The organism is Micromonospora sp. NPDC051924 (genome assembly GCF_055586005.1).
In genome coordinates, this window is record NZ_JBVJJA010000026.1 from 58,600 (window position 1) to 72,706 (window position 14,107).

6 protein-coding genes are annotated in these 14,107 nt (G+C 74.7%); 3 read left to right on the forward strand and 3 right to left on the reverse strand.

Annotated elements, in window-relative coordinates:
* Positions 1-28 precede the first annotated feature (28 nt).
* The 3 genes from ACZ6S5_RS21030 to ACZ6S5_RS21040 all read right to left on the reverse strand — a co-directional run bounded on the left by ACZ6S5_RS21030 (position 29) and on the right by ACZ6S5_RS21040 (position 11,446).
* Positions 29-3,877, reverse strand: a complete 3,849-nt coding sequence (locus tag ACZ6S5_RS21030; protein ID WP_466002837.1) for a family 78 glycoside hydrolase catalytic domain — start codon at positions 3,875-3,877, stop codon at positions 29-31.
* Between the two features lie 33 nt (positions 3,878-3,910).
* Positions 3,911-8,560: a family 78 glycoside hydrolase catalytic domain gene (locus ACZ6S5_RS21035; RefSeq protein ID WP_466002839.1), complete on the reverse strand. Its 4,650-nt coding sequence runs from the start codon at positions 8,558-8,560 to the stop codon at positions 3,911-3,913.
* 78 nt (positions 8,561-8,638) lie between these two features.
* Positions 8,639-11,446 (reverse strand): family 78 glycoside hydrolase catalytic domain, encoded by a 2,808-nt coding sequence (locus ACZ6S5_RS21040; RefSeq protein WP_466002841.1) that lies wholly within the window; start codon positions 11,444-11,446, stop codon positions 8,639-8,641.
* 178 nt (positions 11,447-11,624) lie between these two features.
* On the opposite strand from ACZ6S5_RS21040, the gene ACZ6S5_RS21045 reads away from it, so the two are divergent.
* From ACZ6S5_RS21045 to ACZ6S5_RS21055, 3 genes are read left to right on the forward strand one after another with little or no spacing between them, the layout of a single operon-like run.
* Positions 11,625-12,086 carry a MarR family winged helix-turn-helix transcriptional regulator gene (locus tag ACZ6S5_RS21045; protein ID WP_466002843.1) on the forward strand — a complete coding sequence of 154 codons (462 nt, stop codon included), beginning with the start codon at positions 11,625-11,627 and terminating at the stop codon, positions 12,084-12,086.
* Positions 12,083-13,510 carry an MFS transporter gene (locus ACZ6S5_RS21050; RefSeq protein WP_466002845.1) on the forward strand — a complete coding sequence of 476 codons (1,428 nt, stop codon included), beginning with the start codon at positions 12,083-12,085 and terminating at the stop codon, positions 13,508-13,510. Before ACZ6S5_RS21045 ends, ACZ6S5_RS21050 begins: the two co-directional genes overlap by 4 nt.
* Complete coding sequence (locus tag ACZ6S5_RS21055; protein WP_466002847.1) at positions 13,507-14,100, forward strand: cysteine hydrolase family protein; 594 nt, start codon at positions 13,507-13,509, stop codon at positions 14,098-14,100. Before ACZ6S5_RS21050 ends, ACZ6S5_RS21055 begins: the two co-directional genes overlap by 4 nt.
* The last annotated feature ends 7 nt before the right edge of the window (positions 14,101-14,107 follow it).

A 14,107-nucleotide genomic window follows, 5' to 3' on the forward strand; every position in this document is an offset into this window, starting at 1 on the left:
CCCCGCGCGGCCGGCGTCGTCGGCGTGCTCAGGTGGCGGAACTGCTGACGAACCGCCAGGTGCCCGCGCCGACGGTGTGCACGAGGTAGCCGTCCGCCATCCGCCGGGCGGTCACCAGGCCGCCCGGGGACGCCTCCACATCCTCGGCCCGCGCCGCGGGCACGTGCACCTCGGCGGTGGCGCCCACCGGCACCTGCACGGTCAGCTCGAACGTGCCGTCCTCGATCCGCCAGGCCGACGAAGCCCGGCCGCGGACCGTGTCCACCGCCGCCGACGCGGCGGACACCTCGGCGCGAGCGTCCGGCCGCACCACGACGCGTCCCCAGCCGTCGGCGACCGGGCGCAGGCCGGCCACGTGCTCGTAGAGCCACTGCACCACGGTGCCGTGGAAGTAGTGCTGGCGTGAGCGCGTCGACGTCGGCCACATCTCCCACATGGTGTCGGCGCCGTTCTCCACCCAGTAGCCCCAGCTCGGGTAGGTCCGCTGCAGGGCCACCCGGGCGGCCACGTCGGCGTGGCCGTGCGCGGTCAGCACCGGCAGCAGGACGCTGGTGCCGAGGCAGCCGGTGTTGAGGTGCCAGCCCCGGTCGCGGATGTCGGCCACCAGGTTGTCCACCACCGCGCCGACCAGCTCGTCGGGCACCAGCCCGAACGCCAGCGGCACCGCGTTGGAGGTCTGCCGGTAGCCGGGGTCGCGGGAGGTGCGGTAGAGGCCGCGTGCCCGGTCCAGGAAGGTCTCGTTGAGCCGGTCCCGCAGCCCGGCGGCCGCGGTACGGAACCGGGCGGCCTGCGCGTCCTGGCCGGTCAGCTCGCCGACCTCGGCGGTGGCCAGCAGCGCCCGGTGCAAATACGCGGTGGCGGTGAGCCGGGTGTCCTCGGGCGGGTTGCCGCCGGTGCCCGGCGACAGGTAGTCCCCGAGGGCGGTCACGGCCAGCCCGTCGCGCAGCCGGCCCAGCTCCCACTCCAGGTAGTCGGCCACCGGCTGCCAGTGCTGCCGCAGCAGCCGGTCGTCGCCGTACCACCGGTGCATCTCGCGCAGCAGGAACGGGTAGACGGTCGTCCACTCCGGCGCCGGGGCCAACTCCTGGTAGCCCCAGCCGCCGCTGGGCACGATCACCGGCACCTGCCCGGAGGAGACCTGGCTGTCGCGCAGGTCGCCGAGCCACTTGGTGAAGAACCGGGACAGGTCGAGCAGGCCCGCCATGGTGGGGGCGGCCACCTGCGCGTCACCGGTCCAGCCGTTCTTCTCGTACATCGGGGTGTCGGTGGGGATGCCGTGCAGGTTGCTGCGCACCGTCCGGCGCATCATCTGCTCGAACCGCTCGAACAGCGGTTCGCTGCACCGGAACTCGCCGACGTCGCGGACGTCGGAGTGCACCACCCGCATGGTGACGGTGTCCGTGGTCGCCGCGCCGGGCAGACCGTCGAGCTGGACATACCGGAAGCCCTTGTAGGAGAAGCTCGGCTCCCACACCTCCTCGCCACCGCCCCGGGCGACGTACTCGTCCTGCTGGAACCGGGCGCTCTGCACGTTGCCGTTGGCCGCCTCGACGGTGCCGTCCGCGCGCACCTTCTCGCCGTACAGGATGCGGATGGTGGTGCCGGCCGGGGCGGAGACGCGCAGTCGCACCCAGCCGGCGGTGGTCCGGCCGAAGTCGGCCACCCACACGCCGCCGCGGGGCGAGGTGAGGGTGACCGGGGCGACGGACTCGACCACCCGGATCGGCTCGTGCTCCTGGGCGCGCAGCGTGCCGGCCGGGGCGTCCAGGACGCTCGCCCCCGCCCAGTCGGAGTCGTCGAACCCGGAGGTCGACCAGCCCGCCGGCTCCTGCCGGGCGTCGTAGGTCTCCCCCGCGTACAACGAGTTGGACCGGGTGGGGCCCGAGGTGATCCGCCAGGCGTCGTCGCTGACGATCTCGGTGCGTGACCCGTCAGGGTGCGCGACGACGAGGCGGGCGAGCAGTCGGGGCTCGCCGTGCCACGGCGGCTGGTGCCAGCGCCACACGTTGCGGGTGGTCATGCCGTAGAAGCCGCGGCCCAGCTCGGCGCCGAGCACGTTCTGCCCCTCGGCGAGCAGGTCGGTGACGTCGTGCGTCACGTACAGGACGGTGTCGTCGTAGTCGGTGAACCCGGGGTCCAGCACCGCGTCCCCGACCCGCTTCCCGTTGAGGTGCAGCACCTGGTAGGCGAGTCCGCTGACGTACAGCCGGGCGTTGACCACCGGTTTGGTCAGCCGGAACGCGCGGCGCAGCAGCGGTGCGGGTCGCTCCTCCACCGGCGGTTCGATGCCGCTGCCCCACGGCCCCTGCCCGTACGGGGCGAGCACCACCACCGGCGACCAGGCCGAGTCGTCGTGCCCCGGCTGCTCCCAGCCGGACTCGAGGGTGCCGGTGGTCCGCCAGCCGGCGTCGGTGACCAGCACCAGCTCGCGGCTGTCGGCGGTGCGCACGACGAGCTTCGCGATGAGGCCGCCCGGGTTGACCGACGCGCCGGCCCGGTTGGTGGCGATCGCGGCCAGCACCAGGTCGCCGCCGACGGCCTTGCGGGCCGGCTCGGTGACGTCCACGATCCGGGCGGTGCGCCAGCCGTCGGTCTGCTGGGGTGCGGACAGGGTGAGCTGCCCGGCGAGGTAGGCGGTGAAGTCGTCGTCGGCGCTCATGATCAGCCGGGCGGACGCGACGTCGAGCCCCGCGGGCAGGGCCAGCCGGCCCCGGAACCAGCGCGGGCCGACGGGTGCGTTGTTCACCGTCGCGCCGGGTCCCCACACCCAGGACGCGCCAGCCAGGTCCAGGGCCCGGGGTTGGGGCACGGTGACGTTGCCGCCCCACGGGCCCTGCCCGTACGGGGCCAGCACGGCCACGCCGGTCCAGCCGGTGTCGTCGTACCCGGCCTCCTGCCAGCCGGGGCGCTCGGTGTCCGTGCTGCGCCAGGTGCCGTCGGTGACCAGCAGCAGCCGCTCGCCGGAGGTGGTCGTCACCACCAGCTTGGCCAGCAGGCCGGCCGGATTGACCGAGGGGCCGGGCCGGTTGGTGGCCACCGCGGCCAGGGTGAGCGTGCCGCCGACGGCCGCGCGGGCGAGTTCGGTGACGTCGGCCAGCTCGGCGGTCTTCCAGCCGTCGGTCTGCTGCGGGGCGTACAGCACCTGCCGCCCGTCGAGGTAGGCGGTGTAGTCGTCGTCGGCGGTGACGACGAGGTACGCGGCCGCGATCTCGACGCCGGCGGGGAGGGCGAGCCGGCCCCGGAACCAGCGGGTGCCGGCCGGCGCGTTGCCGGCGGTGGCGCCCGGGGTCCAGATCCACGACACGCCGGCGAAGTCCAGCGGCGCCTGCTCGAGGTCCGGCTGCGCGCCGACCCAGCGGGCCGCGCCGAAGCCCTCGTCGCGCAGGCCGGTCTCGAACCAGGTCGGCGTGCTCCAGCCGCTCTCCCGGCCGGCGCCGTCCCAGAGCCGTACCGTCCAGTGGTAGCGGGTGCGCGCGGCCAGGGGCGGGCCGGCGTACGGCACGCCGACGGATCGCGCCGAGGCCACCCGGCCGGAGTCCCACACGTCGGCGGCGTCCGGGGTGAGCCGGTCCGGGCTGCTGGCCACCAGCACCTGGTACGCGCTCTGGGTGGCGCCGTGGCCGAGGGCGGTGCCGGTCCAGGAGAAGCGGGGCTGCGCGACGTCGGTGCCGAGGAGCTGGTCGGCGTACTCGGTGCGGGCGCGGCCGACCGCGAGCGGGCCGGCGCCGGTGCCGGGATCCGGGGCGGCCGTCGCGGCCGGCGCGGCGGTGGTCGCGCCGAGCGCCACGGCGCCCGCTCCGGCGACGCCCCAGCCGAGCAGCGACCGGCGGCTGACCTCCGTACCCTGCGGCGGGACCGGTGGGGGTGTCTGCGCCATGGATTTCTCTCCTCGAGGCGATGGTGGTGTGGGTCAGGACGGCAGGGGCGCGGACCAGACGTCGGCGACGGACGGGTCGTAGCCGTCCCCGGTGTCGCGGAACCGCACCCGCACCACGCCGTCGCGGGTCGCGTCCGGCAGGTCGACGACGAACTGGTAGGTGACCGAGCCGACGCCGCCGTCGGTGCGTCGCCAGGAGCGGGCGTGCGCCACCACCCCGTCGACGACGACCTCGTAGTCCTTCAGCTGCGCCTGGTCGTACGTCTCGACGGCGCGCAGCACGAACGGTTCGCCGGGCGCGACGGCGAGGTCGAACTCGAACCAGCCGCCGGGGTAGCTGACGTTGGTGTAGCGACGGGTCAGCCCGGCCTCGGTGTTGGTGCCCGAGTAGGTCGAGGCGGAAAGGTGGTGCGCCTGCTCCGACGCGGCGTCGCCCAGGTCGACGTGGTCGTACGCGTCCGGCGGCGGGTTGGTGAACCGGACCGGGACCGCGAGCGTGCGGCGTTCCGCCTCCGTCCCACCGGTGGCGAGGGTGACCTGCGCCGGCCCCTCGGTCACCGTCACCGGCGCGGTGAGGACGGTCGACACGGTGGTCTCCGCGCCGGGGGCGAGATCGTATCCGATCGCGCCGGGCGCCACGTGCCAGCCGTCCGGCGCGGTGGTGGTGAGCCGCCCGGTGACCGGTACGGTGGCCCGGTTGCGCAGCACGGCGGTGACGGTCGTCGCGGCGGCGGGGGCCACGGCGGTCGGGGTCGCGGAGGCCGACACGATGACCACGGCCGGGGCGGTGGTGATCGTGCCCGCGACGGGCAGGGTCGCGGTGCCGCCCTGGTGGCGGTAGCCGGCGGACCCGTCGAGGGACACGGTCGCCGGCGACTGCCCGGCGGGGATCCGCAGCTCGTAGCGGTGAATCACGGTGGCGCCGGGGGCGACGGTGGTGGCCTGGTCGCCGACCGGGGTCACCGTCCAGCCGTCGGGTGCGCGCAGGGTGGTGGTCACCCCGGTCAGCGGTTCGGTGCCCCCGTTGGCGACGACGACGCCGGCGGGCACGACGTCGCCGGGCAGCCGCTCGCCGACCGGCAGGTCGAGCTTGACCACCGCGCCGACCAGGGCCGAGGATGCCGCGGAGAGCCGCTGGTCGACCCGGGCGAGCAGGGTGCTGAACCGATCGGCGCGCGCCGCGTCGAGCCGACCGACGCCGACCTGGGTACGCAGCCAGCGATCCAGGTCGGCGGCGGTGGCCAGGGCCCGGTGCACGTCGGTGGCGGCGGCGACGCTGTCGCCGGCGAGGTAGGCCGTCCGCGCCTCGCTCGTCTCCTCGGCGAGCTTGCCGAGCTGGGCGCGCAGGTGTTCGACCACCGGTCGGCCCAGGTCCGCCGCCAGCTCGTCGGTCAGCGCCGTCGCCGCCCGTACGGTGTCGGCGGCGTCGCCCAGGTCGCCCAGCACCCGGTCGACGGCGAAGGAGTAGGAGCCGGATCCGATCTCGTAGACGGCGACCGCGCCGTCCATCTGGACGAACCGCACGCCGTCGGCCTCGTCCGCCGGCCGCCCGCCCTCGGTGACCGCGTGCCGGCCGGGCGCCGGGATGCGCACGGTCGCGGTGGTGTTCCCCGGGACGGTGAGGCGCAATCGCATGTCGCCGCGGGCGTCGAGGCTCCAGTCGCTGCCGATGACCCCCTGGGCCGCCCGGTACGACGCCCGGGCCGAGGTGAGGCCGCCGCCCGGCTGGGGCGCGAAGGTGAGGTGGGCGTAGCCGGGGTTGTCGGGGTCGGGCTGGATGCCGGCGACGGTCCGGTACATCCAGTCCCCCACCGCGCCGTAGGCGTAGTGGTTGAAGGAGTTCATCGACACGTCGCCGAAGCTGCCGTCCGGCATGATCGAGTTCCAGCGTTCCCAGACCGTGGTGGCGCCCTTGCCGATCTCGTAGCCCCAGGACGGGTAGGTGTCGTTGAGCAGCAGCCGGTAGGCGACGTCGCCGTGTCCGGTGTCGCTCAGCGCCGGCAGCAGGTCCGGGGTGCCGAGGAAGCCGGTGGACAGGTGCCAGTCGTGCCGGCGCACGTTGGCGACGAGCCGGTCGGCGGCCTTGGCGCGCACCGGCTCGGGCAGCAGGTTCATCCCGATCGCCAGCACGTACCCGGTCTGGCTGTCGCCCTGCACGGTGCCGTCGTCGGCGACGTACGTGTCCACGAAGGACTGGCCGATGTCCTTCGCCAGCGCCGCGTAGCGGGCCGCGTCGGCGTCCCTGCCGATGGCGGCGGCCATCTCGCCCAGCAGGCGGATGCTGTACGCGTAGTAGGCGGTGCCGATGACGCCGGCGGGTGTCGGGTCGTCGAGGTTGAGCCAGTCGAGGTACGGGCCGGCGTTGGTGCGCCGGTTGCCGGAGCTGGTGCTCTGCAGCCAGGACGCGTACCGCACCATCGACGCGTAGTGCTCCTCGATGACCCGGGTGTCCCCGTAGCGCTGCCAGAGGGTGTACGGGACGGTGATGCCGGCGTCGGCCCATCCGGTCGCGCCGTCGCCGCAGCAGGCGCGCGGCGCGACGTCCGGGTACGCCCCGTTGGCCGACTGCGCGTCGCGCAGGTCCTGCAGCCACTTGCTGAGGAACGTCAGGCTGTCCATGTTGAACGTCGCGGTCTCGGCGAAGACGTTGATGTCGCCGGTCCAGCCGAGCCGCTCGTCGCGGGCCGGGGTGTCGGTGGGGATGGACAGGAAGTTGCCGCGCTGGCCCCAGGTGATGTTGCTGTGCAGCTGGTTCACCATCGCGTTGGAGGTCTCGAACTCGCTGGTGAGCCCGCCGTCGGTGTGCATGACCAGGCCGGTGACGGTGGCCAGGTCGGGGGTGCCCGGGAAGCCGGTCAGCTCGACGTAGCGGAAGCCGTGGAAGGTGAACGCCGGCTCGTAGACCTCCGCGCCGGCGCCGCGCAGCGTGTACCGGTCGGTGGCCCGGGCCGAGCGCAGGTTGGCGGTGTAGGCGGTGCCGTCGGGATTGAGCACCTCGGCGTGCCGGATGCGCACCGTGGTGCCGGCCGGGCCGTCGACCTTCAGCCGGACCTTGCCCACCATGTTCTGGCCGAGGTCGAAGATCCAGGTGCCGGGGGTGGGCTGGGTCAGGGTCCGGGCCGGCAGCTCCTGCACCACCCGCACCGGCGGGTCGGCCTGCGCGACGATCGGACCGGTGGCGCCGGGGTCGTCGACGGTGGCGGGTGACCAGCGGGCGTCGTCGAAGCCGGGTGCGTCCCAGCCGGCCGGCAGCCGCCGCGCGTCGTACATCTCGCCGTGGATGAGGTCGGTCTGCAGGAACGGGCCGGGCGTGGCGCGCCAGGAGCCGTCGGTGCGGACCGTCTCGGTGCGCCCGTCGGTGTAGTCGATGACCAGCTGCGCGCTCAGGTGCGGCCGGGACCCGTAGTTGTCGGTGCCGAACCAGGCGATGGTCCCGGCGTACCAGCCGTCGCCGAGCATCGCCCCGAGGGCGTTGTCCCCCTGGCGGAGCTGGCTGGTCACGTCGTACGTCTGGTACTGCACCCGCTTGCGGTAGTCGGTCCAGCCGGGCGCCAGCTCGTGGTCGCCGACCCGCCGGCCGTTGACCGACAACCGGTAGACACCGAGCGCGGTGGCGTAGACGCGGGCGCGGGCGATGTCCCCGTCGACCCGGAAGCCCCGGCGCAGCAGCGGGTTCGCGTCCAGCGCGGTGAGCATCGCCTCGGTGTCGCCGGTGACCCGCAGGCCGCCCGTGGTGGGGGTGCCGCCGCCGAACGGGTTCTCGCCGTCGGTGAGCGGGGCGGCGAAGAGGGAGTCGCCGCCCCGGGTCACGGAGAAGTCGGAGAAGACGCCGGTCTCGCTCCCGCTGGTGCGCAGGCCCACCGAGCCGCCGGCGTGGGCGGCGTTGCGGGTGACGTCGACCTGGGTGCCGTCGACCCAGGTGGTGAAGGTGTCACCGGCGGCGGTGATGCGCAGGGTGTGCGGGGCGGTCAGCGTGTCGGCCGGCACGACCGCGCCGAGCGGCACCTCCTTGAGCACGCTCCAGGCGCCGTCGACCCGGACGTGCGGGCGCAGTTTCGCGGTCCCGCCGGTGATGGAGAACTGCCACATGTAGGCGTTGGCGGGGCCGTGGGCGCGCAGGAAGATGCCGGCCGCGTCCCGTTCCAGGCGCACGGTCGTCTGCACGGTGTAGTCGGTCCAGGTATCGGTGGGTGGCGGCAGCCCGATCCAGTCGCCCTGCCAGCCCTCGGCGCCCCGTACGCCGGTCTCCCAGGAGGCGGGGGCGCTCCACCCGGAGGTGCGGCCCTCGGTGTCCCACACCCGGACCTGCCAGACATAGCGGGTGCGCGGCCGCAGCGCCGAACCGGCGTAGGCGACGAGGGTGCTCTGCCGTGACCTGACCCGGCCGCTGTCCCAGACGTCGGCGTCGTCGAGGCGGGCCGGACTGGTGGCGACCCGTACCTGGTAGGACTCCTGGATCACGCCCCGGGCGGCGGACTCGATCCGCCAGCCGAGGCGGGGCCGCGCCACGTCCAGCCCGATCGGGTCGGTCGCCCGTTCGGTGGTCAGCCCGACCGCCGCGAGCGGTGCGGCCGCCGGCTCGGCGGCGGCCACCGGGCCCGCCGTCACCGCCGTCGGGGTCAGCCCGAGGATCAGGGCGAGAACCGTGGCGAGCACGGGTCGGCGCCGCGTCGTGAGCGTCATGGTTCTCACCCTTCTGGGTGCGGCGGTCCGCACCGATCTCGTGGGCGGCGTCCGGGCCGGTCGGTGGCCGGGACGGGGTCAGCGGGGCTGGGCGGCGGCGTCGGCGACCGGGTGGAAGCTGGACCGGCCCGAGCCCACCTCGAACACGGCGCGGCCGTCCTCGATCCCGACGAAGGTGGCCCTGCTCGGACCGGCCGCCCGGTAGGACGTCCCGTCGCCGAGCGGCAGGGCGACCCGGGCGGTGACGTTGACCGGCACCTCGAGGTCGACCTGCAGGCCGGCGCCGGTGCGCCGCCAGTCGAGGCGCACCGGGCCGCGTTGGGTGGGCACGGTGCCGGCCGCGTGGTCGAGCCCGGTCGCCGGCGGCGCCACGTCGACCACGGCGGCGCCCGGGCTGGCGGTGCGGACGCCGAGCAGGGTCTCCTGCACGTCGACCAGGGCCTGCGAACCCCAGCCGTGGGACTGGCTGAAGTTGGTGCCGGGGTCGAGGGTCCACGCCTCCCAGGTGAAGGTGCCGCCCTGGGCGAGGATGTTCGCCCAGCCCAGGTCGTCCGGGTCGGTCAGCAGCCGCAGCACCGCGTCGGGCCGGCCGGCGTCGGCGAGCGCCCGGAGCAGCCAGTGCGCGGTCATCGGCCCCTGCTTCATGCCCATCGCCGCGAGCCGGTCGGCCAGCGCCGGCAGGTCGGCGCGCGGGGCCACGCCGTGGGCGATGGCGTACGAGGTGGCGTGCTGGCCGGCGTGGCCGCTCTGCTCGCCGGTGGCGGACAGGCCGTCGACGTAGCTGCCGTCGGCGCGGCGCAGCCGGGCGTTCATCGCGTCGGTGAGGTCGCCGGCCCGGCCGTCGTACGTGCCGACCTCGGCGGCGGGCCGGCCGAGCGCCTCGGCCATCCGGGCGGTGGTGCGCAGCACGTCGACGCCCTGGGCGTTGATGGTGGTCCGGGCGGCGGCGCTCATGTCGTAGCCGAACCGCCCGGGCTCGGGCCAGTCGACGATGCCGTAGCGGTAGGCGCCGCTGCCTCCGGCCAGCTCGGTGACCAGGCCGGCGGTCGGACCGGTGGCCGGGATGTGGCGCAGCACGTAGTCGGCGGTGTCCCGGACGGCCGGGTACGCCTCGGCGAGCAGTGCCCGGTCGCCGGTCTCGGTCCAGTACCGCCACACCCAGTCGACGAACATCAGCGAGTAGTCGGGGATGTCCCGCTTGCCGTCGCCGTTGGGGTAGACGGCGTTGTAGCGGCCCCGGTCGTCGCCGGTGGTCCAGTAGCGGGCGGCGGAGCGGAGGAACTCGCGGATGGCCTGCTGGGTGGCGTCGCGTTCGCCGAAGGCGCCCATGGTGGCGTACGAGATGTTCGCGGCGTCGCCGAGGAACTGGCCCTTCTCCCGGGTGGGCGTGTCGACGAACGCCTCTTGCACCGAGTACAGCGCGGAGCGCCTCAGCATCGTCCACACCGCGTCGAGGGTGGCGTCCGAGCTGGTGAAGGTGGCCTCCCGGCCGGCGGGAACGTCGGTGTGCACGACGACCGCGGAGATGTCGTCGAGCGTGATGTCCTCACCGGCGTCGGGGATCTCCAGGTAGCGGAAGCCGAGGTGGGTGAAGGCGCGGAACTCCTGCGGACCGTCCTTCTGGACGTACGGAAAGCTCATGTTGGTGCCCTGCGACTGCAGGGTGGAGGTGGCGACCCGGCCGGTCTCGGTGAGGGCGTAGCCGGCCCGCACGGTGACCGTGCGCCCGGCCACGCCGGCGTCGAACCGTACGGCCGGGCGGGCCGGGATGACCACGCCGAAGTCGGCGACCACCGTGCCGTCGTCGGCGGTGCGCAGCGCCACCGGGGCGACGGTGGTCTCGGCCAGCCGGGTCTCCTGGCCGATCAGGTGCGGGTACGTCGCGTTCGGGTGCGCCCCGACCACCTCGGGCGCGGTGAACGGCGCGACGCTGTCGTCGTAGCCGGGTCGGGTCCAACCGGTCACCTCGGCGCGCGCGTCCTGCCGCTCGACCCGGTCGCCCTCGCCGTTTCGGCGTTCGGCGCCGGCGACGAACCGGGAGTCCCGGGCGACCCGCCACGAGCCGTCGGTGACGAACACCTCCCGGGTGCCGTCGGCGTGCTCGACGACCAGCTTCATCAGCAGGCCGCGGGCGCCGGCGGGGCGGCCCTGGCCGCTGCCGTACCAGTGGTAGCGCACCCCGATGGCCAGCGGCTCGCCGGCGCGTACCAGGTCAGTGACGTCGGCTGCCTGGTAGTAGTCCTCGCCGGGGTAGCCGAAGGAGGTGCCACGGTCGGCGCGGGTGCCGTTGAGGTACAGCTCGTAGGTGTGGTCGGCGGCGGTGTAGGCGCGGGCGCGGACCACCGGGCTGTCGTTCGGGTGCACGTCGGTGCGGGCCAGGGTGTAGTCGTCGGCCTCGGTGGTGGCGCGGCGGATCCAGTTGGCGCCCTCCCACTGGGCGTCGGAGATGCCCGTCTCGAAGGCGCCGGTGCCGGGCGGGGACTGCTGGCCGGTGCGGTCCCAGGTGCGGACCGTCCACTCGTACGCCGCGCCGGCGCGCAGGGCGGGCCCGCCGTAGGGCACATAGGACTGCTGCGCGGAGGCGACCTTGCCGGAGTCCCACACCAGCTCGCCGCCGGCCGCCGTGACGGTGATCCGGTAGGCGGTCTGGGTCTCCCCCGGGTCGACGTCCCGGGGCGACCAGCCGAAGCGCGGGGCGCCCTCCACATTGAGTGGCCGGGTCCGGTCGTCCACGGTCAGCGCGGCCGGCGCGTCGGGGGCGTGGCCCGGGTCGGCCAGCGCCGGTGGGGCGCCGGCGACGACCGTGGCGAGAACGATCACGGCCGCCGCGACCACGGTGGCCCGGGACCGGAGCAGCGGCTGGGGTTCGGGGATCCGAGGGGTCACGCCTGCCTCCGCCGTCATGAATCGTTTCAGGCAGGCTACGTGGCGATGTTTCCCATGTGAAGACATCCTTCGTGGCCGGATCCGGACACGGCACCCGCCGCCACGTGGTGACCGGGCCCACACGGAAATTCGTCAGTCTGAACTTGTCAGTTCAGACTGACTATCTAGGCTGGGAGCCGTGCCTGGGACTCCCGATCCGACCGGTGGCGCGAGCGACGACCTTGCGCTCGTCGCCGCCCGTGACCTTGTCGTCGTGTTCAGCCGGCTGCGTCGGCGCCTGCGCGAGCTGCGCGGCGAGGACGGGCTCAGCCCGTCGCAGACCGCCGTGCTGAAGCGCCTCGAGGAGAGCGGCTCGGCGACCGCGAGCGAGCTGGCGGCGGCCGAGCGGGTGCGTCCCCAGTCGATGGCGGCCACGGTGGCCGTGCTCGTCGACCGGGGCCTGGTCCGCCGCGACCCCGATCCCGACGACGCCCGCCGCCAGCGCCTCGCGCTCACCCACGCGGGCCGCGCCTGGATCAGCGACACCCGCCGCCTGCGTGACGAGTGGCTGGCGACGGCGCTGCGGGAAGAACTCACCGGCGCGGAGCTGGAGACGGTCATCCGAGCGCTCGCCCTGGTGGAGCGGGCGACCCTGCGATGAGGGCCGCCACCACGCCGGAAGCCCGCAGCGCCCCGGCCGGCTTCGACCGCCGGTTGATCGCGCCGATGGTCCTCGGCGCGGTGCTGAACCCGCTCAACACCTCGATCATCGCGGTCGCGCTCGTCCCGATCGGGCGGGCGCTGGACATTCCCACGTCCCAGACCGCCTGGCTGGTCTCCGCGCTCTATCTGGCCACCGCCATCGGGCAGCCGGTGGCGGGCCGGCTGGTCGACGTGCACGGACCTCGGCGGCTCTTCCTCGCCGGCACGGTGCTCGTCGGGGTCGCCGGCGCCCTGGGCTCGCTCGCCGCCGACCTGCCCGTTCTCGTCGCGGCGCGGGTGCTGCTCGGGCTGGGCACCTGCGCCGGCTACCCCGCCGCGATGTACCTGATCCGCGCCGAGGCCCGGCGCACCGGCCGGGACAGCCCCAGCGGCCTGCTCACGGTGCTGGCGGTGTCGAGCCAGACCGTCGCGGTCGTCGGCCCGACGCTGGGCGGCCTGCTGATCGGTCTCGGTGGCTGGCGGGCGACCTTCGCAGTCAACGTCCCGCTGGCGCTCGCCGCGTTCGCGGTCGGCTGGCGGCGGATGCCACGGTCGGCGCGGGCGGCGACCCGCGAGCCGGTCGGCCTGGACGTGCCGGGCATCGTCCTGTTCGCCGTGACGCTCGGCGCGCTCCTGCTGTTCCTCATGGAGCCCACGGTCGCCGACCTCCGGCTGCTCGTCGGCGCCGTGGTCGCGGGCACCGGCTTCGTGGTGCGCGAACTCCGCGCCCCGGTCCCCTTCGTCGACCTGCGCGTGCTGGGTGGCAACCTCGCCCTGATCGCGACGTACGCCCGCCAACTGCTCGCCGGCCTCACCATGTACGCCGTCCTCTACGGCGTCTCGCAGTGGCTCCAGGACGGTCGTGGGCTGTCGCCCGCCCAGGCCGGCCTGCTCCTGCTCCCGCTCAGCGGCTCCGCCCTGCTGGCCTCCGCGGTGACCGGCCGGCGCCCGGAGATCAGGGCCAAGCTGGTGGTCGGCGCCGCCCTGCAGGTGGCCGGCTGCGCTCTGCTGCTCGTCGTGGGCGGCACCACCCCGGTGTGGTTGCTGGTGCTGCTGGTGGTGTGCTTCGGGATCCCGCAGGGCCTGCTCAGCCTCGGCAACCAGAACGCCGTCTACCACCAGGCGGACCCGGCGCGGATCGCGTCGTCGGCCGGGCTGCTGCGCACCTTCGCCTACCTCGGCGCGATCGGCGCCGCCGCCGCCACCGGCGCCTTCTTCGGCCCCCGCGCCAGCACCCCCGGCCTGCACGAGCTCGCCTGGTTCCTGCTGGCCGGCGCGGTCACGCTGCTGGTCCTCACCCTGCTGGACGGCTCCCTGCGCCGCGTGAGGGCCCGGCCCGCGTCAGATCACCCCGAGCACGCACTCCCGGAGGAACACCGATGACCCTCACCCTCGACCCGGCTCGCACCGCCCTGCTGGTGATGGACTACCAGCCGCTCCTGGTCGCCCGGATCCCCGACGCCGCCGCCCAGCTGGACCGCGTCCGGGCCGCCCTCGACGTGGTCCGCCGGCACGGCGGCCAGGTCGGCTACGTCCGGGTCGGCTTCGCCGACGAGGACTACGGGCGGGTGCCCGAGCACAGTCGCTTCGCGGCGCTCGCGCGGCAGCTGGGACCGGCCCTGCACGCCGACGCCCCCGGTACGCAGGTGCACGGCGACCTCGCCCCACAGCCGGGTGACGTGCTGGCCCGCAAGTCCCGGGTGGGCGCCTTCTCCACCACCGACCTGCACGAGCAACTGCGCGGCCGCGGCGTCGACACGCTGGTGCTCGCCGGCTGGAGCACCAGCGGGGTGGTGCTGTCGACCGTGCGGGAGGCCGCCGACCGCGACTACCGCGTGGTAGTTCTCGCCGACGGGTGCGCCGACCCCGACCCGGAGGTGCACGCGTTCCTGCTCGACCGGGTCTTCCCCGCCCAGGCCACCGTCGCCACCGTCGCCGACCTGGCCCCGGCCCTGGCCGCGGCCCGGGTCTGACCGGCGC

Excerpts from the sequence above, each read along its gene's own strand:
- ACZ6S5_RS21035 (WP_466002839.1), bottom strand. The coding sequence starts at position 8,560 with ATGACGCTCACGACGCGGCGCCGACCCGTGCTCGCCACGGTTCTCGCC.
- ACZ6S5_RS21055 (WP_466002847.1), top strand. The coding sequence starts at position 13,507 with ATGACCCTCACCCTCGACCCGGCTCGCACCGCCCTGCTGGTGATGGAC.
- ACZ6S5_RS21030 (WP_466002837.1), bottom strand. The coding sequence starts at position 3,877 with ATGGCGCAGACACCCCCACCGGTCCCGCCGCAGGGTACGGAGGTCAGC.
- ACZ6S5_RS21050 (WP_466002845.1), top strand. The coding sequence starts at position 12,083 with ATGAGGGCCGCCACCACGCCGGAAGCCCGCAGCGCCCCGGCCGGCTTC.